Annotated in this window: 20 protein-coding genes; 16 read left to right on the top strand and 4 right to left on the bottom strand. The window is 73.4% G+C overall.

Annotated elements, in window-relative coordinates; genetic code table 11:
- Nucleotides 1–75: 75 nt before the first annotated feature.
- The 6 genes from AC1DZC_RS12590 (at nt 76) to AC1DZC_RS12565 (ending at nt 8046) form a co-directional block, all read left to right on the top strand.
- Nucleotides 76–2793, top strand: coding sequence for an ATP-binding protein (locus tag AC1DZC_RS12590; protein WP_477043510.1), 2718 nt, complete (start codon nt 76–78; stop codon nt 2791–2793).
- Between the two features lie 9 nt (nt 2794–2802).
- Nucleotides 2803–3096, top strand: coding sequence for a DUF1905 domain-containing protein (locus AC1DZC_RS12585; RefSeq protein WP_477038798.1), 294 nt, complete (start codon nt 2803–2805; stop codon nt 3094–3096).
- A 32-nt stretch (nt 3097–3128) separates the two neighbouring features.
- On the top strand, nt 3129–3782 hold the full coding sequence (locus AC1DZC_RS12580; protein ID WP_477043509.1) for a hypothetical protein: 654 nt from the start codon (nt 3129–3131) through the stop codon (nt 3780–3782).
- Nucleotides 3783–3804: 22 nt separating this feature from the next.
- Nucleotides 3805–4476 (top strand): alpha/beta fold hydrolase, encoded by a 672-nt coding sequence (locus AC1DZC_RS12575; RefSeq protein WP_477043508.1) that lies wholly within the window; start codon nt 3805–3807, stop codon nt 4474–4476.
- A gap of 70 nt (nt 4477–4546) precedes the next feature.
- A complete protein-coding gene (locus AC1DZC_RS12570) occupies nt 4547–5338 on the top strand; it encodes an FAD binding domain-containing protein (RefSeq protein ID WP_477043507.1) in 792 nt (263 codons plus the stop codon).
- Nucleotides 5335–8046, top strand: coding sequence for a molybdopterin-dependent oxidoreductase (locus tag AC1DZC_RS12565; RefSeq protein WP_477043506.1), 2712 nt, complete (start codon nt 5335–5337; stop codon nt 8044–8046). Before AC1DZC_RS12570 ends, AC1DZC_RS12565 begins: the two co-directional genes overlap by 4 nt.
- 128 nt (nt 8047–8174) lie before the next feature.
- Here AC1DZC_RS12565 and AC1DZC_RS12560 read toward each other — a convergent pair whose 3' ends face one another.
- On the bottom strand, nt 8175–9197 hold the full coding sequence (locus AC1DZC_RS12560; RefSeq protein WP_477043505.1) for an XdhC family protein: 1023 nt from the start codon (nt 9195–9197) through the stop codon (nt 8175–8177).
- Between the two features lie 43 nt (nt 9198–9240).
- Between AC1DZC_RS12560 and AC1DZC_RS12555 the strand changes: the two genes are divergently transcribed.
- Entirely contained in the window at nt 9241–10506 is a 1266-nt protein-coding gene (locus AC1DZC_RS12555; protein WP_477043504.1) for an amidohydrolase family protein, read from the top strand.
- Between the two features lie 8 nt (nt 10507–10514).
- Here AC1DZC_RS12555 and AC1DZC_RS12550 read toward each other — a convergent pair whose 3' ends face one another.
- Nucleotides 10515–11456 carry a PDR/VanB family oxidoreductase gene (locus AC1DZC_RS12550; RefSeq protein WP_477043503.1) on the bottom strand — a complete coding sequence of 314 codons (942 nt, stop codon included), beginning with the start codon at nt 11454–11456 and terminating at the stop codon, nt 10515–10517.
- Between the two features lie 178 nt (nt 11457–11634).
- On the opposite strand from AC1DZC_RS12550, the gene AC1DZC_RS12545 reads away from it, so the two are divergent.
- From AC1DZC_RS12545 to AC1DZC_RS12510, 8 genes are all read left to right on the top strand, one after another.
- Complete coding sequence (locus AC1DZC_RS12545) at nt 11635–12915, top strand: amidohydrolase family protein (protein ID WP_477043502.1); 1281 nt, start codon at nt 11635–11637, stop codon at nt 12913–12915.
- A 2-nt stretch (nt 12916–12917) separates the two neighbouring features.
- Complete coding sequence (locus AC1DZC_RS12540; protein WP_477038789.1) at nt 12918–13700, top strand: ABC transporter ATP-binding protein; 783 nt, start codon at nt 12918–12920, stop codon at nt 13698–13700.
- Nucleotides 13700–14548 (top strand): ABC transporter permease, encoded by an 849-nt coding sequence (locus tag AC1DZC_RS12535; RefSeq protein WP_477038788.1) that lies wholly within the window; start codon nt 13700–13702, stop codon nt 14546–14548. Before AC1DZC_RS12540 ends, AC1DZC_RS12535 begins: the two co-directional genes overlap by 1 nt.
- Before the next feature lie 70 nt (nt 14549–14618).
- Entirely contained in the window at nt 14619–17171 is a 2553-nt protein-coding gene (locus AC1DZC_RS12530) for an FAD-binding oxidoreductase (RefSeq protein ID WP_477043501.1), read from the top strand.
- Nucleotides 17168–17953, top strand: coding sequence for a creatininase family protein (locus tag AC1DZC_RS12525; RefSeq protein WP_477043500.1), 786 nt, complete (start codon nt 17168–17170; stop codon nt 17951–17953). Before AC1DZC_RS12530 ends, AC1DZC_RS12525 begins: the two co-directional genes overlap by 4 nt.
- 7 nt (nt 17954–17960) lie before the next feature.
- A complete protein-coding gene (locus tag AC1DZC_RS12520; RefSeq protein ID WP_477043499.1) occupies nt 17961–18551 on the top strand; it encodes a pyridoxine/pyridoxamine 5'-phosphate oxidase in 591 nt (196 codons plus the stop codon).
- Nucleotides 18552–18612: 61 nt separating this feature from the next.
- Nucleotides 18613–19506 carry a factor-independent urate hydroxylase gene (gene pucL / locus AC1DZC_RS12515; RefSeq protein ID WP_477043498.1) on the top strand — a complete coding sequence of 298 codons (894 nt, stop codon included), beginning with the start codon at nt 18613–18615 and terminating at the stop codon, nt 19504–19506.
- Between the two features lie 40 nt (nt 19507–19546).
- On the top strand, nt 19547–20023 hold the full coding sequence (locus tag AC1DZC_RS12510; protein WP_477043497.1) for a nucleoside deaminase: 477 nt from the start codon (nt 19547–19549) through the stop codon (nt 20021–20023).
- A 7-nt stretch (nt 20024–20030) separates the two neighbouring features.
- Here the strand turns inward: AC1DZC_RS12510 and uraH are convergent, their stop codons facing one another.
- Nucleotides 20031–20363, bottom strand: coding sequence for a hydroxyisourate hydrolase (uraH, locus tag AC1DZC_RS12505; RefSeq protein WP_477038782.1), 333 nt, complete (start codon nt 20361–20363; stop codon nt 20031–20033).
- Nucleotides 20363–20845, bottom strand: a complete 483-nt coding sequence (gene uraD, locus AC1DZC_RS12500) for a 2-oxo-4-hydroxy-4-carboxy-5-ureidoimidazoline decarboxylase (RefSeq protein WP_477043496.1) — start codon at nt 20843–20845, stop codon at nt 20363–20365. The genes uraH and uraD overlap by 1 nt, the downstream gene beginning before the upstream one ends.
- Nucleotides 20846–20883: 38 nt before the next feature.
- Between uraD and AC1DZC_RS12495 the strand changes: the two genes are divergently transcribed.
- On the top strand, nt 20884–21411 hold the full coding sequence (locus tag AC1DZC_RS12495; protein ID WP_477043495.1) for a nucleotidyltransferase family protein: 528 nt from the start codon (nt 20884–20886) through the stop codon (nt 21409–21411).

Below are 21411 nucleotides of genomic sequence, written 5' to 3'. Positions count from 1 at the left end.
CGTGTTCGACACTCGCGGAGCCGGTGCCTCCGTCGAATCAGGGGACCCCCCTGGTCCGCTCCCTAGACTCGGAAGGTGCTGGTCGGCCGCGAGCGCGAGCGCCAGGTCATCGCGACCCTGGTGGCTGCCGCGCGCGTGGGCGAGAGCGGCACGCTCGTGCTCACCGGCGAGGCCGGGATCGGCAAGAGCGCGCTGCTCGAGGACGCCGCGACCGCGGTCGCCGACGCCGGGATGCGCGTGCTGCGCGCCGACGGGATCGACGCCGAGCGCGAGGTGCCGTTCGGCGGCCTCCTGCAGCTTCTGCGGCCCGTCCTCCAGCACCTCGACGCCATCCCCGCACCCCAGGCCGAGGCGCTCGGCTCGGCCCTCGCCCTGACGCCCGGCTCCGGCGGCGAGCGGTTCGCGGTGGGCGCCGCGGTGCTCAGCCTGCTGAGCCGGGCGGCCGAGGACAGGCCCGTGGCGGTGCTCGTCGACGACGCGCACCTGCTGGACCCGCCGTCGGCGCAGGCCCTGTGCTTCGCCGCCCGCCGGCTCACCGCCGACCCCGTGGTGATCCTCCTGGCCGTCCGCGACGAGGCCCCGTCGGTGGTCGGCTCTGCCGGGCTGCCGATGCTCCCCGTGGCGGGTCTCGATGCGGCGGACGCCGCACAGCTCGCGGGGTCGCTGGGCAGCAGGCTGTCCGACGACGCCCGGGTGCGGCTGCTCGCGTCGACGGGCGGCAACCCGCTCGCGCTGCTCGAGCTCTCAGACGACGGCGTCGACGCCCTGCCCCCCGGCGCCCCGGTGCCGGTGCCCGCCTCGCTCGCCCGGACGTTCGCGCGCCGCGCGGACGCGCTCTCCGCGACGTCGCGGACGGCGGTGATCGTCGCCGCGGCGGCCGGCGGCGACCTCGCCGTCGTCGAGCGGGCGTGCGCGCTGCTCGCCGTCAGTGTCGCCGACCTCGACGAGGCCGAGCGGGCGCAGCTGCTCACCGTCGGCCCGTCCCACGTGACGTTCCGGCACGACCTCGTCCGTTCGGGCATCTACGCCGAGGCGTCGCCCGCGACCCGGCGCGCGGTCCACGCGGCGCTCGCGCAGGCGGTCCCGTACGACGACGTGGACCGGCGGGCGTGGCACCTGGGGGAGGCGACCGCCAGCCCCGACGCCTCGGTCGCCGCGGTGCTCGACCAGGCCGCGACCCGTGCGCGGGCGCGGGGAGCCCACGCGGTCGCGGCTGCGGGGTTCGAGCGCGCCGCCGGCCTGACACCCGACCCGGCCGAGCGCGTCGGGCGGCTGGTGTCTGCCGCGGAGAGCGCCTGGCGCGCGGGCGCGCCCGACTCGGCGACCGACCTGCTGGGCCGGGCCGCCGATCTGCCGCAGACGTCCGACCTGCGGATCCGGGCCGCCGCGCTCGACGGCGCCGTCGCGCTGCGGACGGGGTCGGTCGAGCGCGCGCGGGACGTGCTCGTCGCCGCCGGATCGCAGGTCGCCGACGAGGACCCGGACGCGGCCGTCCTGCTGCTGGCGGACGGGGTGGAAGCCAGCTTGTTCGCCGGGGACACCGCCACGGGCGCGCGCGCCGCCGCCCTGATCGAACGGCTCGAGCCRCGCACCGGACGCGCCCGCTGGGTGGGCACGATGGCGGTCGCCGTCGCCGGGGTCCTCGCGGGTCGCGGCGGGCCCGACCTGCTGCGTGCGGCCATGGCCGAGGCCGACGCCTTCCTCGAGGACCCGCAGCTCGCACCGTGGCTCGTCTTCGGTCCCCTGTTCCTGCGCGAGAGCGCGGTCGGCCGCGACGTCATCCCCGCGGTCGTCGCCCACACCCGCAGCCGCGCGGACATCGGGGGCCTGCCGCTCCTGCTGTTCTATGTCTCGCGCGACCAGGCCACCACCGACGACCGCTGGGACGACGCCGTCGCCGGCTACACCGAGGGGGTCGGGCTGGCGCGCGAGGCGGGGCACGCCACCGACCTCGCGGCCTGCCTCGCGGGGCTCGCCTGGCTCGAGGCCCGGCAGGGAGCCGCCGACGCGTGCGTCGCGCACGCGACCGAGGCCCTCCAGATCACGCGCGCGCACCACCTCGGCTTCTTCCAGGCCTGGGCCATGACCGCGCTCGCGGAGCTCGACCTCGGGCTGGGCCGCACCGAGAGCGCCCTGGAGCGGTTGCGTGAGCTCGACGCGCACCTGGCCGAGCTGGGCCTGCACGACGTCGACCTGTCCCCCGCGCCGGAGATGGTGGAGGCGCTCGTGCAGCTCGGCCAGGTCGACGAGGCCTCCGCCATCGCGGCCGACCTGACCCGACACGCCGAGGTCAAGGGACAGCCGTGGTCGCTCGCGCGGGCGGCACGAGCCGCGGGGCTGACCTGCCCCGACGACGACGTCGACGTGTGCTTCGCGGTCGCGCTCGCCTACCACCAGCACACGCCGGACACCTTCGAGACGGCGCGGACGCAGCTGGCCTACGGCGCCCGTCTGAGGCGGCTCAAGCGGCGGGTCGACGCCCGGGCCCCCCTGCGCGCGGCGTTCACCACGTTCGAGGCGCTGGGTGCGGCGCCGTGGGCCGACCGGGCCGCCCTCGAGCTGCGCGCGACTGGCGAGACCGCCCAGCGACGCAGCACCACGGGCCTCGACCACCTCACCCCGCAAGAGCTGCAGGTCGCCCGGATGCTCGGCGGCGGACGGACGACGCGCGAGGCCGCCGCCGCCCTGTTCCTCAGCCCGAAGACGATCGAGTACCACCTGCGCAACGTCTACCTGAAGCTCGGGGTGCGCTCTCGCACGGAGCTTGCGGCCGCCGTCGGTGCCCGTCCCTAGGCTGAGCGCGTGACCTTTGAGTTCGACGCCCCGCTGTGGCAGTGGTCCGCCCGCACGCAGACGTGGACGTTCGTCAGCGTCCCAGCGGAGATCTCCGACGAGATCCTTGACGTCGCCGGTCCGGCCACCCGCGGGTTCGGCTCGCTGCGCGTCGAGGCGGAGATCGGGCCCACCGTCTGGCGCACGTCGATCTTCCCCGGCGACTCCGGGTACGCGCTCCCGGTGAAGAAGGCCGTCCGCACCGCCAACGAGGCCGACGTCGGCGACGTGCTGCACGTCCGGCTGACCGTGCTCGACCTCTGAAGGTTCGGCCCTGACGCGCCGATGCACCAGGTGTGTTCCTCACCGCGGTGCTGATCGGGTTCCTCGTCCTCGCGGCCGGGGTGTCCGTGCGCTGGGTGCTGACCCGGGTGGATGCGCTGGGCCGCATCGCGCCGTTCCCGAAGATCAGCGTGGGTCTCTGCGTCGCCGTCGCGATCGGGTGCGCGGTGCCGCTCGTGCTGCACGCACGGCTCGAGAGCACGCTCGAGGGCGCCGCGTCGCAGGTCGCCGGCGGACCGGTCGGCGTGCACTGCCAGACCTCCGGCGAGACGTGGACCGACCTGGGCACCGAGCTCGGCTACGTGAAGTGGGGGMCGGGCGGCGTCCCCGAGCGCACGACCCTGATCAAGTACGGCGTCTGCGCCGACCTGCGGTCCTGGCTCTCGTCGGACAAGAAGAACCCACGCCCGGACCAGGTCGTCGCCGTGCACGTGCTCACCCACGAGACGATGCACATGATCGGGATCACCAACGAGGCGCAGGCCGAGTGCGCCGCCATGCAGCGGGACGCCCGGATGGCGCAGGCCCTCGGCGCTACCCCCGCGCAGGCGCAGGTCCTCGCCCGTCGGTACTGGGTCGAGGTCTACCCCCAGATGCCCGAGGGGTACACCGGCGGCTGTGGACCGGGCGGGCAGTGGGACGAGAACCTGGGGGTCGCACCGTGGTAGGCCCTCGCCTACCGTGGACGGCGTGAACGACGCGATCGCCCTGATCCCCGGCGCAGGCGGCCAGGGCTGGCTCTGGCACCTCGTCGAGTCCGACCTGCGCGCCCGAGGGTTCGACGCCTTCGCGATCGACCTGCCCGCTGCCGACGAGGACAGCGGCCTGCCGGCGTACGCCGACACCGTCGTCGCGGCGATCGGCGACCGGACCGACGTCACGCTCGTCGCGCAGTCCATGGGTGGMTTCACCGCCCCGCTGGTCTGGCAGCGCGTGCCCACCCGCGGCGTCGTGTTCGTCAACGCGATGATCCCGCTGCCGGGCGAGACGGCGGGTGACTGGTGGGACGACGTGGGCTCGCACGAGGCCCTCGTGAAGGCGGCCGAGGAGCGCGGCTACACCACGGAGTTCGACGACGACGTGTACTTCAACCATGACGTCCCCGCCGACCTCGTCGCGTACATGAACGAGCACCCGTCCCCCGAGACGCAGACGATCTTCGGCGACGCGTGCAGGTTCACGTCCTGGCCCGAGCGGGTCACCGTCATCAGCGGGCGCGACGACCGGCTCTTCCCGCTCGAGCTGCAGCAGCGCGTCGCGCGAGAGCGCGTGGGCCGCGAGCCGGTCGTCGTCCCCGGTGGTCACCTCGCGGCGTTGAGCTTTCCGACCGAGCTCGCCGACGCCATAGCGGCCACCTTCTGAGGGTCGACGCACCGAGGGGTTACCGCGCGTAACGTCCGTGTCATCGAGGTAGGCCACACTCGGGAGCCACATGGACCTGACGTCGCTGGACCACATCCGCTCGCCGCGCACCCGCGCTGACCTGGTGCTCGGCCCCGGCAGCGCGCCGTTGGCCGGGGGCACCTGGCTGTTCTCGGAGCCGCAGCCCGACCTGCGCGAGCTCGTGGACCTGACGACGCTGGGGTGGCCGCCGTTCGAGGTGGGCGACGGGCTCACGATCGCCGCGACGTGCACCCTGCGGCAGCTGGCGGACCTGCCGCCGGTGCCGGGTTGGCGCTCGCAGCACCTGGTGCAGGACTGCCTCCTGTCGCTCGTCATGTCGGAGAAGATCTGGGACCTGGCGACGGTGGGCGGCAACATCTGCCTCGCGCTGCCCGCCGGCTCCCTGACCACGTTGGCCGTCGCGCTCGACGCGACGGCATCGGTGTGGACGGCGACGGGCACCTCCGAGGTCGCCGTGCTCGACCTGGTGACCGGCGTGCGGTCGACGTCGTTGGCACCCGGTGAGGTCCTGCGCTCGATCTCGATCGTCCCCGACGTCCTCACCTCTCCCGCGTCGTTCGCCCGCGCCGCCCTCACGCGGCACGGGCGGACCGGAGCGATCGTCGTCGGGCGACGGTCCGGCGACGGCCTCGTCGCGACGATCACCGGTGGCGTGCCCCGACCGCGGCGGTTCGCCTTCTCGTCGTACCCGTCTCCCGGCGAGCTGGCCGAGGCGATCGACACGATCGACGACTGGTACGACGACCCGCACGGCGCCCCGGACTGGCGCCGGGCACAGACGTTGCGCCTCGCCGCGCAGGTGCGGGAGGACCTCGCATGAGGCTCGAGGTGAACGGCGAGCCGCTCGACGTCGACCCCGCACCCGGGCAGGTGCTGCGGACGCTTCTGCGCGAGCACGGGCACAGCGAGGTCAAGAAGGGCTGCGACGCGGGCGACTGCGGCGCGTGCACCGTCCTGCTCGACGGCCGACCGACGCACTCCTGCCTGGTGCCCGCGGTCCGCGCCGCGGGCCGGTCCGTCACCACGGCCTCGGGGCTGGGGACGGTCGACGAGCCGCACGCGGTGCAGCAGGCGTTCGTCGACGCCGCCGCGTTCCAGTGCGGGTTCTGCACGGCCGGCTACGTGACGACGGTCGCTGGCCTGGGGCTGTCGGGCGAGGTCACCGAGGAGACCGCCCGTGCGCTCAAGGGGAACCTCTGCCGGTGCACGGGGTACCGGTCGATCTGCGACGCGGTCCGCGGGGTGTCGAACACGGTCGACCCACTCGCCGGGCAGGACGCGGGCCGGTCGGTGCGGGCACCCGCGGCGCGTCGGATCGTCACCGGGAACGAGGCGTACACGCTCGACGTGCCGGCCGTCGACCTCGCCCACCTCGCCGTGCTGGGCAGCCCGCACGCGCACGCGCGGATCGTGGCCGTCTCGGCCGACGAGGCCCGGCGGGCACCCGGCGTGCTCGCCGTGCTCACCTACGAGGACTCCCCGACGCACCGCTTCTCGACGGCGCGGCACGAGAGCCGGCTCGACGACCCCGACGACACCCTCGTCCTCGACCGCGTGGTCCGCTTCCGCGGACAGCGGGTGGCCGTCGTCGTCGCGGACACCCTGCGCGAGGCCGAGCGCGCCCGCGCGCTGATCGAGGTCGAGTACGAGGTGCTTCCCGCGGTCTTCGACCCCTCGGAGGCGCGCCTGCCCGGCGCTCCGCTCGTGCACGGGGACAAGGGACCCGAGGCGCGCATCTCCGAGCCCGGGCGCAACGTCGTCGCGCAGAAGCACGACGAGATGGGCTCCGTCGCCGACGGCCTGGCCGCGGCCGCGCACCGCGTGCACGGGACCTGGCGGACGGGCCGGGTCGCGCACGCGTCGCTCGAGACCCACGCGACGCGCGGCTGGCTCGACGAGGAGGGCCGGCTCGTCCTGCGGACCAGCACCCAGGTGCCCTACCTGACCCGCAAGGAGATCGCGCACCTCTTCGACCTCGACCTCTCGCAGGTCCGGGTGCTGACCGGACGCGTCGGCGGCGGGTTCGGCGGCAAGCAGGAGCTGCTCACCGAGGACCTCGTCGCGCTCGCGGTGCTGCGGACCGGGCGGCCCGTGCAGTACGAGATGACGCGTTCCGACGAGTTCACGGTCGTGCCCAGCCGGCACCCGTTCCGCGTCACCGTGGACGTGGGCTGCGACGACTCCGGCGTCCTGACCGCCCTCCAGGTCGACGTGCTCGCGAACACCGGCGCGTACGGCAACCACGGTCCGGGCGTCATGTTCCACGGGGTCAGCGAGTCGGTGTCGGTGTACCGCTGCGCGAACAAGCGCGTCGACGCGGAGTCGGTCTACACGCACACCATGCCGGCCGGAGCGTTCCGCGGGTACGGGCTCGGGCAGGTCCAGTTCGCGATCGAGTCAGCGATGGACGAGCTCGCGCGCGAGGTCGGTCTCGACCCCTTCGAGCTGCGGCGGCGCAACGTCGTCGTGCCCGGCGACCACCTGCTGGTGACCGACGCCGACGAGGTCGACGACCTCGACATGCACTCGTACGGGCTCGACCAGTGCCTCGATCTCGCGCAGGCCGCGCTCGCCGACCGGTCCGGCGACCCGCCCGCCCCGCCCGGGTCCGTGGTCGGCGAGGGGATGGCCATCGCGATGATCGCGACGATCGCTCCGCGCGGCCACTACGCCGAGGCCTCGGTCCGGCTCCTGGACGACGGCCGCTACGAGGCGCGCGTCGGCACCACGGAGTTCGGCAACGGGACGACGACGGTGCACGGGCAGCTCGTCGCGACGGCCCTGGGCACGACCGTCGACCGCGTCGTCATCAGGCAGTCCGACACCGACGTCTCCGGGTACGACACCGGTGCGTTCGCCTCCGCCGGGACGGTCGTCGCCGGCCTCGCCCTGCACCGCGCCGCCCTGCAGCTGCGCGGCAAGGTCCTCGCTGCGGCCGCTGCCCTGCGCGAGCACCCCTCCGACGAGCCGCGGAGCTGGTCGTCGGCACTCGACGTCGACTCCGCCGAGGGCGTGCCGCTGACCGAGATCGCCGCCGCGGTACCCGGCCTCACCGGCAGCGGGAACCACGACGGGTCCCCGCGGTCGGTCGCGTTCAACGTGCACGCGTTCCGGGTGGCCGTCGACCCGGAGTCGGGCTCGGTGACCATCCTGCGCTCCGTCCAGGCCGTCGACGCGGGCACCGTCCTGCACCCCGAACAGCTGCGCGGCCAGGTCGAGGGCGGCGTCGGCCAGGCCATCGGTACCGCGCTGTTCGAGGAGGTCCGGCTCGACGACGAGGGCCGCGTGACCACCGCCTCGTTCCGCGCCTACCACGTGCCGCAGATGATCGACCTTCCGCCCACCGAGGTGCTGTTCGCGCAGACCACCGACGACCTGGGCCCCCTCGGCGCCAAGTCCATGAGCGAGGCGCCCTACAACCCGGTCGCCCCGGCCCTGGCCAACGCCGTCCGCGACGCCCTCGGCATCCGCCCCACCGAGCTGCCCATGTCCGCCGACCGCCTCTGGCGCCTCGCCCAGCAGCGCTAGCTGTCCCCGCAACGTCCGAGCAAGCGAGCGCTATAGCGACCACGAGCGCGGACGCTGCACCTTCAACACCCGCAACGTCCGCGTAAGCGAGCGCCATGGCGACCGCAAGCGCGGACGCTGCAGGTGGGCTACTCGGCCGGTGCCCGTTCCGGGGCGTGGGAGTCGGCCGGGCGGTGGATCGGGCCGACCGTGCGGCTCAGCGGGGTGCCGGACGCGCCCGCGCGGGACGCCAGGACCTCCGCGAGCACCGAGACCGCCGTCTCCGCGGGGGTCGAGGCGCCGATGTCGAGGCCGATCGGGGCGTGCAGGCGGGCGAGGTCGTCGGTCGTCGCGCCGAGCTCGACCAGCGCCACGGTCCGCCGGTCCTGGGTGCGCCGCGAGCCCATCGCGCCCACGTAGCCCGCGCCGCCGCGCAGGGCGGCGAGGACGAGCTCCGCGTCGTAGCGGTCGTCGTGGGACATGACCGCCACGACGTCCCGTGGTCCCAGCATCAGCGAGGCCAGGTGCCGGACGGGCCAGTCGACGACGACCTCGTCGGCCGCCGGGTGCCGACGAGAGGTCGCGAGCACCGCGCGCGCGTCGCAGACGGTCACGCGGTACCCGACGGCCCGCGCGGCGGAGGCGAGTGCGGCCGAGAACTCCAGCGCGCCGTAGATCACCATCCGGTCGGGCGCGGACGCGACCTCGACGAACACCTCGACACCGCCCTCCGGTCCCGCGAACCGCACGATGCCGGTGCGGTCGGGCAGCTCGCGGTCCGTCGGCAGCTCTCCGACGAGCGGTGTCACCACGCGCGCAGCCGACCCGCGCGCGGCAGCCGCGAGCGCGGGCACGTCCGCCGGGCCGAGCTCGCGCGCGTGCACCCGGAGCACGCCGCCGCAGGTCAGACCCACCGCGAACGCGTCCTCGTCGGTGACGCCGTACTCCTGGACGCCCGGCGCAGAACCCGCGAGGACGGACGCGCACAGCTCGTACAGGGCACCCTCGACGCACCCGCCGGCGACGCTCCCGATGGCCGCGCCGGTGTCGTCGACGGCCATGGACGTGCCGACGACGGTCGGTCCGCTGCCGGTCATGGAGATGACGGTCGCGACGGCGACGCGGTGGCCGTCGTTGAGGCGGGCCAGCAGCCGGTCAGCGATCTCGAGCATCCAGGTCACCTCCCCGACACGTGCAGGTGCTAGCAAGGCCTCCATGCTGACACTGACCGGCGCCCGCGCGATCGTGATCGACGAGTCCACCGAGACGAGCGGCGACCTGCACGTCCTCGACGGCGTCGTGAGCGCGAGCCCCGGACCCGGCGAACGCCTCGACGTCGACGGCTGCGTCGTCACCCCCGGCCTCGTGAACGCGCACCACCACCTGCTCCAGACGGCGTTCCGCACCCTGCCCGGCACCCGCGGCGTCCCCATGGCGCAATGGCTGCCGACGATGGCCGCGGCCTACGCCGAGGCCGGCGTCGACGGCGAGCTGAGCACCGTCGCGGCGGCGGCGGGGCTGGCCGAGGCCCTGCTGAGCGGCGTGACCACCGTGGCCGACCACCACCTCACGTGGCCGGCGGACCCCGAGAGGTCGCTCGAGATCGCGCTCGGCACCGTGCAGGCGGCGCAGCGACTCGGGGCGCGGCTCGTCTTCGTGCGGGGCAGCGCCCGCGACGACCCGGAGGCGGCGGCGATCTCGGCGTCGCTCATCGCGGAGCGCGTCGCGCAGACCGACCTGCTCCAGCTCGCCGTCGGGCCGGCCGGGGTGCACAGCGACTCCCCCGAGACGTTCCGGCTGCTGGGCGAGGTCGCGCAGCGGTACGGCCTGCGCCGGCGGACCCAGGCGAACGAGCAGGTCGACGTCGCGATCGCGCTGGAGCGCTACGGCCGGCGCCCCCTGGACCTGCTCGACGAGTGGGGCTGGCTCGCGCCGGACGTGACGCTGGCGCACCTGTGCGGGATCACCGACGACGAGCTCGACCGCATCGCCGCATCCGGCGCGACGGCCACCCACGCCCCGGGCTGCGACCTGCCGATGGGCTGGGGCATCGCGCCGGTCGCCGCCCTGCGGGACGCGGGCGTCGCGGTCGGCCTGGGCACCAGCGGGGGCGGCAGCAACGACGCCGGCCACCTGCTGGCCGACGCTCGCCTGGCGATGCAGGTGGCCCCGCTCGTCGGCAGGCCGCTGACCGCGCGCGAGGTGCTCGGCATGGCCACCGCCGGGTCCGCCGCGGGGCTCGGGCGCCCCGAGCTCGGTCACCTGCGCGACGGCGCGGCCGCGGACCTGTGCGTGTGGGACGTGTCCGGGGTGGCCGACGCGGGCGTCGCCGATCCCGTCGAGGGGCTGCTCTGGGCCGCGCCGGGACGGCGGCCGCGGCACGTCGTCGTCGGCGGCCGTGTGGTCGTCCGCGACTACGAGCTGCAGACCGCCGACGAGGCGACGGTCGTGGCCGACGTGCGGCGCCGCGTCGGACGCTGAACCAGGCCTCACAGCTCGAGCACCAGGCTCGGCCCGGCGGCGCGCGAGACGCAGATCATCATGGTCTGGCTCGGCCCCCCGGGTCCGATCACGGAGTCGCGGTGCTCGACCGCCCCCTCCAGCACCGGCGTCTCGCAGCTGCCGCACGTGCCCACACGACACGAGGACACGACGACCGCGCCGCTGTCCTCGACGACGTCGAGGATGCTCTGCCCCGGCTCCACGGTGAGCGTCGACCCGCTGATCGCCAGCTCGATCTCGAACGGGTCGGACCACACGGGCGGCCCGAACTCACGGGCCTCGAACCGTTCGGCGTGCACGGTCCAGCCGTCCGTCGACACCGCGTCGACGGCATCGAGCAGCCGCCGCGGCCCGCAGCAGAACACCCGCCCGGCCGGTCCGGTCGCCAGCGCGTCGATCGCCAGCCGGGACCCCTCGTCGCCCGGGTACACCTGCACCCGCGGGCTCCCGACGAGGTCGTCGAGGAATGCCATGGTCGCCCGCGAGCGCCCGGCGTAGTGCAGGGACCAGTCCGCCCCGACCGCGTCGGCGGCCGCGATCATCGACAGCAGCGGGGTGATCCCGATCCCGCCCGCGACGAACACCGTCGGCTCGTCGGCGACCGGGTCGAACGTGAAGTGGTTGCGCGGGCCGCGCAGCCGCAGCGTGTCCCCGACCGCGAGCTCGTCGTGCACGTACGCCGACCCGCCGCGACCGTCGGCCTCACGCAGCACCGCCACGCGGTAGGACGACCGGTCCGCGGGGTCGCCGCACAGCGAGTACTGCCGCTCCACACCCCCGGGCAGCAGCAGGTCGATGTGCGAGCCGGGCGTCCACGGCGGCAGCGGCCGGCCGTTCGTCGGCTCCAGGTCGAGCGCCAGCACACCGTCGGCGAGCACGGTCCGGGCACGCACCACCACCGGCCGCTGGATGTCGCTGAACACGCTCACGTAGGTCCTCCTGCACACCCGACAGATCTCGTTCGAGTCACCGTACGAGGCTCGTGTTAACAGCAGCGCAAACACCGTGACGTGGAAGGACCACTCTCGTTACACACGAGAAACGGCAGGTACCTAGCGTGCGTACCCAGCAGTAGATATAGACCCCCGCGACGGCGCACCCGCCCGGGTGAGCCACGCGCTCCCCGACTGGAGGCCCGCGATCACCGTCCTGCCCCGCCCCATCGAGAGGCTGCTCCACGCACGCCTCGCCGACGGCTCGGTGGTGGACGTCCGGCTCGACGGCGCCGTCGTCGAGGCGGTCGTCCCGGGAGGCACGCTCGGCCCCGGCGACCCGGACTCGACCCTCGAGCTCGACGGCTTCCTGCTGCTCCCGGCGCCCGCAGACCCGCACGCGCACCTCGACAAGGCGCTCTCGTGGGACGCGATCCGGCCGCCGATGGGCGACCTCCGGCTCGCGATCGACTCGTGGCACGCGCACTCGGAGCAGATGACGGTCGACGAGATCGCCGGCCGGGCCCGATCCCAGGCGCTCACGATGCTCGCGCACGGCACCACCGCGATCCGCAGCCACGTCGACCTCCTGCCCGGCCCCGACCCGCTGCGCGGCGTCCACGCCCTGCTGCGGGTCCGCGAGGAGCTGAGCGGGCTGCTCGACCTGGAGCTCGTGACGCTCGGCGGCTACCTGACCCCCACGCAGGACCACGAGGCCGCGCTCGCCGCGGGCGTCGACCTCGTCGGCGGGGCACCGCACCTCGCGCCGGACGCGCTCACCGAGCTGGCGCGGCTGCTCGAGATCGCCCGCCTGGCGGGGGTCGGCGTCGACATCCACACCGACGAGAGCCTCGACTGCGAGGTCACGCTCGACGTGCTCGCACGTGCGGTCGTCGGCTGGGACTCGCCGGTCAGCGCCGGGCACTGCGTCCGACTCGGCACGCTGGACGGGCCGCGTCGCGACGAGGTCATCGCCGACGTGCTCGCCGCGGACGTCGGGATCATCGCCAACCCGATCACCAACCTCTACCTGCAGGGCTGGGACGACGACGTCGCACCACCGCGCGGGCTGACCGCCGTGCGCGCCCTGGTCGACGCGGGGGTGCGGTTCGCGGCCGGCGCCGACAACGTGCGCGACCCGTTCAACCCGCTCGGCCGCAGCGACGCGCTCGAGACCGCGATGCTCCTGGTCGTCGCCGGGCACCTGTCGGTCGACGAGGCGTACGCCGCGGTCAGCACCGGCGCGCGCGACGTCATGGGCCTGCCCGTCGCGGCCGTCGAGCCGGGCGCCCGCGCCGAGCTGCTCGCCGTCCGCGGCACCGACCTCGTCGGGGTCGTGGCCACCGCGAACCTCGACCGCTACGTCATCCACGACGGACGGCTCGTCGCCGCCAGCGAGACGCACACCCAGGTCGCCGCCCCGGCGCTCCTGCCCACCTACCCCGAAGCGAGGTGACCGTGTCCACGACGACACCCACCACCACCCTGGACACGCCGCCCACGGAGGTGCTGCCCCTCCTCGGGTTCGAGGACGTCGCGATGACGTTCCCCGGCGGCACGGTCGCACTCTCGGGGGTGGACCTCACGGTCGGCCGCGGCGAGTTCGTCTCCGTCGTCGGCCCCTCGGGCTGCGGCAAGTCCACGCTGCTGCGGATCGCCTCCGGCCTGGAGACGGCCAGCGCCGGCAAGGTCACGCTCGCCACCGACCACATCGCCTACGTCTTCCAGGACGCGACGCTCCTGCCCTGGCGCAACGTGCTCGGCAACGTCGAGCTGCTCGCCGAGCTGAAGGGCCGCGGGCCCAAGATCCGTCGGGAGAAGGCGCGCGAGGCGATCCACCTCGTCGGGCTCGACGGCTTCGAGAGCCACCTGCCCAAGCAGCTGTCCGGCGGCATGAAGATGCGCGCGTCGCTGGCCCGCTCGTTCACGCTCGACCCCGAGCTGTTCCTGTTCGACGAGCCCTTCGGCGCGCTCGACGAGATCACGCGCGGCCGCCTTCAGGACGAGCTGCTCAAGCTGTTCAGCGAGCAGCACTTCGCGGGTCTGTTCATCACGCACTCGGTGGCCGAGGCCGTCTACCTCTCCACCAAGGTCGTCGTCATGTCGGGCCGCCCCGGGCGCCTCGTGAAGTCGTTCGACATCCCGTTCCCCATGCCCCGCGACCCCGACATCCGCTACTCCCCCGAGTTCATCGAGGTCGTCGGCGAGGTCTCCCACGCCCTGAAGGAGGCGCACAGCTGATGGCTGCCACCACGATCGACAGCGAGGTCGCCTCCGGAGCCCGTGCGGTCACGCCGGTCGCGCCCCGCCGCCGCAAGCGCTCGACCATCTCCTGGCTGGGACCGGTCGTCGTCTTCATCCTGATGATCGGACTCTGGTACGCCCTCGCGTACTACTACGCCCAGCGCGGCCTGCCCTACTTCGTGCCGTACCCGCACCAGGTCGTCCAGGCGATGTTCGCGCCGGGCGAGTTCCAGGTGCTCATGACGGCACTGCTGCACAGCACCGAGGTCGCGATGACCGGCCTGGCGATCGCCATCGTCATCGGCGTCGCGTGGGCCGTCCTCATGTCGCAGGCCACCTGGATCGAACGGTCGCTCTTCCCTTACGCGGTGGTCCTGCAGTGCATCCCGATCCTCGCCCTCGTCCCCCTGATCGGGATCCTGTTCGGCTACAACTTCCAGGCCCGCGTCATCGTCACGGTCCTGATCGCGCTCTTCCCGCTCGTCGCGATGACCCTGTTCGGCCTGCAGTCGGTGGCCAAGCAGCAGCGCGAGCTGTTCCAGCTCCAGGGCGTGAGCCGCGCGACGATGCTCATGAAGCTCCAGTTCCCCGCGGCGCTGCCCTCGATCTTCGTCGGCCTGCGTACCTCCGCCGGGCTCGCGGTGGTCGGCGCCGTCGTCGGCGACCAGTTCTTCCAGCGCGGCAACCCGGGCCTCGGCGTCCTCATCCAGCTCTACGCCAATCGCCTCCAGGGCCCCGACCTCTACGCCGCGATCATCGTCGCCTCCCTGCTCGGCGTGACGGTGTTCGTCGTCTTCGGCCTGCTCGGCAGGGCCGTCGTCGGCCGTTGGTACGACTTCTCCTGACCCTTCTGTACAACCGCGTCTCGGCCACCCCCGCGGCCGTTGGCATGACCGACAACCGAAAGAGAGCACCATGCGCACACCGAACCGCACCGTCGTCGCCGCAACCGCTGGGATCCTGCTGACCACCTTCGGGCTCGCCGCGTGCGCAGACGGTTCCGGGGACAGCGACGCAACCACGGCGGCCACCGCGGCCGCCGGCGGGATCGACCTGTCCGACGTCTGTCCGGCCACCGTCGTCGTGCAGACCGACTGGAACCCGGAGGCCGACCACGGTCACCTCTACGAGCTCGTCGGGCCCGGCTACACGGTCGACGCCAACCAGAAGACCGTGACCGGCGACCTCGTCGCGGGCGGCAAGCCCACCGGCGTCAAGATCGAGGTTCGCGCGGGCGGCCCGGCGATCGGCTTCACGCAGGCCTCGGCCCAGATGTACACCGACAAGGACATCACCCTCGGCTACGTCTCCACCGACGAGGCCGTCCAGCTCTCCGACAAGTTCCCCACGACGGCGGTGTTCGCCGAGAACGACAAGTCTCCGATGATGGTCATGTGGGACCCGGAGACCTACCCCGACGTCACCGACATCAAGAGCCTGGGTGCCGCGCTCAAGGAGTCCGGCGGCGTGATCCGGTACTTCAACGGCGCCGCGTACATGAGCTACCTGATCGGCTCGGGGATCCTCGACGAGTCCGTCACGGACGGCAGCTACGACGGCACCCCGGCCAACTTCGTCGCCGCCGGCGGCAAGGACGCCCAGCAGGGCTTCGCCACCGCCGAGCCGTACATCTACGAGAACGAGGTCCCGGCCTGGGGCAAGCCCGTGACGCTGGAGACCATCCACGACACCGGCTTCCCGATCTACCCGGAGGCCATGTCGGTCCGCTCCGGCGACCTCGAGAGCCTGACGCCCTGCCTCGAGAAGCTGGTGCCCGTCATGCAGCAGGCCGACGTCGACTACATCAACGACCCGTCCACGACGAACGCGCTGATCCTCGACCTCGTCGACCAGTACAACAACGGCTGGGTCTACTCCCAGGGCGTCGCCGACTTCGCCGTCGAGCAGATGAAGAAGCTCGAGATCGCGTCCAACGGCGACAACGCCTACGTCGGCGACATCGACGAGGCCCGCATCCAGTCGGTCATCGACATCCTCAGCCCCATCTACACCGAGGCCGGTGCACCCCCGAAGTCCGGGCTCGCCCCCGCGGACCTGTTCACCAACAAGTTCCTGGACCGGCACCGGCTCCAGCCGTGCCCGCCGCCGTCTCGCTCTTCCCACCGCTCGGAGGCACCACCTGTGCAGACCACCACCGCGCTCGAGGCCCTGACCGCCGACCTGCGCAGCATCCTCGGCGACGACGGCGTCACCACCGACCTGCGCGTCCGCGAACGCGCGAGCGTCGACGGCGCCAAGATGTCCCCCGTCATCCTCGAGCTCCTGCCGCTCGGCCTCGCCGACGTCGTGGCCTTCCCGACGAGCGCGGCCCAGATCGCCTCGTGCGTCGCGGCCGCCGTGTCGCACGGCGTGCCGGTCACACCACGCGGCAAGGGCACCGGCAACTACGGCCAGGCGATCCCCATGCCCGGCGGGCTCGTCCTCGACCTCACCCGCGCCCGCGCGATCGTGGAGATCGGCGACGGCTGGGTCACCGCCGAGGCCGGCGCGACGATGGTCGCCATCGAGGCCGCCGTCCGCGAGAGCGGCCAGGAGCTGTGGATGTACCCGTCCACCGCGCAATCGACGATCGGTGGGTTCCTGTCCGGCGGATCGGGCGGCACCGGCACCATCGTGCACGGCGCCAACCACGAGGGATTCGTCGTCGCGCTGGACGTGGTGCACCCCTCCGGCGGTGCGTCGCTCGTCCACGTCGAGGGTCCTGACGCCCAGGCCTACGTCCACAACTACGGCACCGCCGGCATCCTCGCCCGCGTCACCGTCCGGCTCGAGCCGCTGCAGGACTGGCGCGGGTTCTACGCGTCCTTCGACGACCAGCACACCGCGTTCCAGGTCCTGCGCGAGATCGGCCGGCTCTCCCCCGCGCCGCGCCTGGTCTCGGCCGACCACCCGTCGATCGCCGAGGCGCTCCCGCCCGACGACGCCCTGCCGCCCGGTCGGGCGAGCCTGCGCGCCATCCTCGACCCCGCATCCATCGACGCCGCCACGGCTCTGGTGACCGAGGCCGGCGGCGTCGTCGAGGACCTTCGCGACGGACCCCAGGCGTCGCTCAAGCTCTCCGTGCTCTCCTACAACCACCCCATCGAGTGGCTGCAGAAGTCCGACCCCGGCACCTACGTGCACCTCGAGGTCGCCGGCGACGCGCTGGTCGACCGGCTCGACGAGGTCCAGGCCACGATCCCCGGCGGGCTCCTGCACCTCGAGGCCGGGCACACCGTCCCGATCGGCATGCTCGCGGGCGTCTACGAGGGTCCCGAGCGCCTCGCGACCGTGATCGCCGCGCTCGGAGAGCTCGGCGTCGGGGTCCACAACCCGCACCAGTGGAACGTCGACTTCGAGGTCGAGCGCACCGTCGCCCTCGCCGCCGTCACCGACCCGGCGGGCCTGCTCAACCCCGGCAAGCTCAACCCCTCCTACGCCGGCCCGCGCAAGGGCGCGATCCGATGAGCCGCCTCCTCGCCGAGCTGTCCGGTCCCGCCACCGCGCGCGTCCTGGGCCCCGACTCGGTCGTCGTCGTCCCCACCGGCGCCATGGAGCACCACGGCCCCCACCTGCCCCTGATCACCGACTCCCTGATCGCCGAGAGCGTCGCCACGGCCGCGATCGCACAGGCCGCCGGGTCCGGTCTCGACGTCTGGCAGCTGCCCACGCTCACCTACACCAAGTCCGACGAGCACTCGTGGGCGTCGGGGACCATGTGGGTCAGCGCGAGCACCCTGATGTCCACGCTCGTCGACATCGGCCGCTCGGTCGCCGCCACCCCCGCCCGCCGGCTCGTGTTCCTCAACGGTCACGGCGGCAACACGGCGCTGCTCGGGGTCGCGCTCCGCGAGATCCGCCGGCTCCACGGCCTGCTGACGTTCTCGATGCCCGCCGGCATGCAGATCGCCGGCGCCGGCGGTGGTGACGAGCCCGACGAGCACGGCCTGGGCATCCACGCCGGCTACGGCGAGACGTCGCTCGTCCTGCACCTGCGCCCCGACCTCGTCGACATGAGCCGGGCGCGCCGCAAGGTCCCGACCCACATCGCGGGGATGACCCACCTCGGCTTCAACGGCACGACCGCGCAGTTCGGCTGGCTGAGCAACGACTTCGGCCCCGACGGCGTCATCGGCGACCCGACCGGCGCCTCGGCCGCGGCCGGCGAGGTCCTCTTCGACGCCTCGGTCCGTCGCGCCGTCGACGTGCTCACCGAGATCGCGTCGTTCACGCACCTTCCGCGAGCATGACCCCGACGTGCGCGGTGACCGTGTGATCCCGCGGGTCCCCGACGAGGCCTGGCAGCTGCTCCAGGACTGGCTGCCCGACAACGACGACCCCGACCGGCCGGTGATGACGCTCGCGACGGTCGACGAGTCCGGTGCACCCGACGCCCGCTCGCTCCTGCTCAGCGAGTACGACCGCGACGGCCTCTACCTCCACACCGACTCGGCGTCGCGCAAGGTCGCCCAGCTCGACTCCCGCCCGGGCGCGGCCCTCGTCCTGCGCTGGCCCGAGGCGATGCGCCAGCTCGTGGTCCGCGGCGTCGCCGAGCGGGCCGACCGTGCGGAGACCGACCGTGCGTACGCCGACCGGTCGCCGTACCTGCAGCGGCTCGCGTGGGTGAACACGGCGGCCGTCGCGCAGCTCCCGCCCGACGAGCGGCGTGCCGAGTGGGCCGACTTCGGGACCATCCACCCGGTGCTCGATCCCCCGCCGACCTGGGTCGGATTCCTGGTCCGCCCGACGAGCCTCACGTTCTGGACCGGCGACCCGGAGTCGGTGAGCCATCGTCGCGAGTACCGGCTCACGGCCTCGGTCTGGTCGCGCAGCGAGCTGCCCGGGTGAGCGCGCACGCCCGTTGTCCTGCGGAAACGCGACCGTCATCTGATCGGAGCAGACTGCCGACATGACGGCCCGACTGCAGTCCCACCAGTACGGCAAGGCCGAGACGCGCGTCGTCCGGATCGTTCGCGACACGCCTCGGCACGAGATCCGCGACCTCAACGTCTCATCCGCGCTGCGCGGCGACTTCGAGGCCGCGTACCTCACCGGCGACCAGTCCGCGGTCCTGCCGACCGACACGCAGAAGAACATGGCGTTCGCGTACGCCAAGGAGCACGGGGTCGAGTCGCCCGAGCGCTTCGGCATCCTGCTCGCCGAGCACTTCGTCCACGACATCGCGCCGGTCACCGGGGCCAGGGTCGACGTCCAGGAGTACGCGTGGGTCCGGGCGATCGTCGACGGCGCCGAGCACGACCACACCTGGGTCCGCAGCGGCCAGGAGGTCCGGACCGCGTCGGTCACGGTCGACGACGGCACCACGACGGTCATCGCCGGCCTCAAGGACCTGACGGTCCTGAAGTCGACCGGCTCGGAGTTCACCGGGTTCCTCAAGGACGAGTACACGACCCTGCAGGAGACGAGCGACAGAATCCTCGCCACGTCCCTGATCGCCCAGTGGCGCTACGCCGGCACCGACCTCGACTTCGACGCCACCTACGCAGAAGTCCGCGCGATCATGCTCTCCGCCTTCGCGACCTTGCACTCGCTCGCCCTCCAGCAGACGCTGTGGCACATGGGCACGCAGGTCATCGAGCAGGTCCCCGAGGTGGTCGAGGTCCGGTTCGCCGCGCCCAACAAGCACCACTTCCTGTCGGACCTGCGCCCGTTCGGCCTCGAGAACCCCGGCGAGGTCTTCTGGGCCGCCGACCGCCCCTACGGCCTGATCGAAGCGGCCATCATCCGCGAGGGCGCCGCCCCCGCCGAGGCCGCCTGGACGCGCTCGATCGGCGCCCCGTGACCACGCCCGAGCTCGCCACCCTGCGTTCGGTCGGTGCCCGATGACAACCCCGGACGACGAGCGCTGGCTCACCGAGGCGGTCGCCCTGGCGACCGCGAACGTCGCCGACGGCGGCGGGCCGTTCGGCGCGGTCGTGGTCCGCGACGGCGTCGTGATCGGCACCGGGCAGAACCGCGTCACGCGCGACAACGACCCCACCGCCCACGCCGAGGTCCAGGCCATCCGCGCAGCATGCAGGGCGATCGGCGACTTCTCGCTGGCCGGCGCCACCGTCTACACCTCCTGCGAGCCGTGCCCCCTGTGCCTCGCCGCCTGCCTCTGGTCGCGTGCCGACCGGGTCGTCTACGCCGCCGACCGCGACGACGCCACCCGTGCCGGCTTCGACGACAGCGTCTTCTACGACCTGTTCGCCGCCGACCGCGCCACGTGGCCCATGCCGGTCATCGGCAACCGTGTCCCGACCACCAGCGAACCCATGGACGCCTGGCTGGCCCGGCCCACCAAGGTCGAGTACTAGGGCCGCCTCAGCTCCCCCGGTAGGTCGAGTACGCGAACGGGCTCAGCAGCAGGGGCACGTGGTAGTGGGTGTCGTCCACGACGTCGAACACGACCACCACCTCCGGCAGGAACGACGCGCGCTCGGTCGCGGCGAAGTAGGCGGCCGTGTCGAACACGAACCGGTAGGTGCCGACCGGCACCGAGTCGGCCGAGAGGCCCTTCGCCCGACCGTCGTCGTCGGTGGTTCCGGTGCCCACGAGGGTCCACTCCCCCGAGACGAGCGCCGACAGGACGACGGGCACGCCGACGGCGGGCCGGCCGAGAGCGATGTCGAGGACGTGCGTGGTCAGCTGGCTCATCAGGACTCCTCCGGGGCGAACAAGGTCTCCAGCCGCAGCAGTGCGATCTGGCGGAGCTGGTCGGCAACGACGCGCTCCTCGTCGGCGGGCGACAGGGTCAACCGCCGCTGCAGCTCGGCAAGGATCTCGGGGCGCGAGCGTCCGGCGGCGCGGATGAGGAAGATGCGGCCGAACCGCTCCTCGTAGGCGGCGTTGCCGGCCGCCATCGCACCGACCAGGACGGGGTCCTCGGTGGCTGAGGCGGCCTGCTCCGACCGGCTGAGCGCGGCGGAGGCCCCCGACCCCTGAGACCCGATCCGCGGGTGGGACGCGAGCGCCTCCTCGATCTCCGCGGCGGACAGCGACCGCGCGGCCAGGTCGGCCACACCGAGCAGGTCCGGGAGCGAGTCGTAGGGACACCCCGAGGCGACCTCGGACACCCAGCGCGAGACGTGGAGCGCGGTCTCGAGCCGGGAGCGCGTCTCAGGACCGTCCTGGATCATGACCCCACCTTCGTGGCACGGTACGCACCATGCCAGTCATGAGCGGGATCGTGCTCGCCGCGGGCGCGGGCACCCGCCACGGCGGACCGAAGGCGCTGGTACCCGACTGGCTGGACGGTGCGACGCGTCTGCTCCTCGACGCGGGCTGTGCGCGCGTGGTGGTCGTCCTCGGTGCGGGTGCCGACGAGGCCCGGAACCTGGTGCCGAGCGACGCGCGCGTCGAGGTCCGCGTGGCGACGGACTGGTCCGAGGGCATGGGCGCGTCGCTGAGGGAGGGCCTGGCGCACGCGACCGGCGACGCCGTCCTGATCACGCTCGTGGATCTGCCGGGGACCCCGGGATCCGTCGTCAGCCGCCTGATCCCGAGCGAGAGCCTCGAGGACTCCCTCCGCCAGGCGACCTACGAGGGCCGCCCCGGCCACCCCGTCCTCGTGGGAAGAGCCCACTGGAAGGCCCTGAGCGAGACCCTGGCCGGCGACCGCGGTGCGCGCCCGTACCTGAGGACGCACGGTGTCACCGAGGTCGAGTGCGGCGACCTGCACCACGGTCGCGACGAGGACGCCTGA

It is taken from the genome of Cellulomonas sp. P2_B4 (assembly GCF_056404795.1).
The sequence above is the reverse complement of the archived record's forward strand: the minus strand, read 5'-3'. Positions and strand labels throughout refer to the sequence as shown.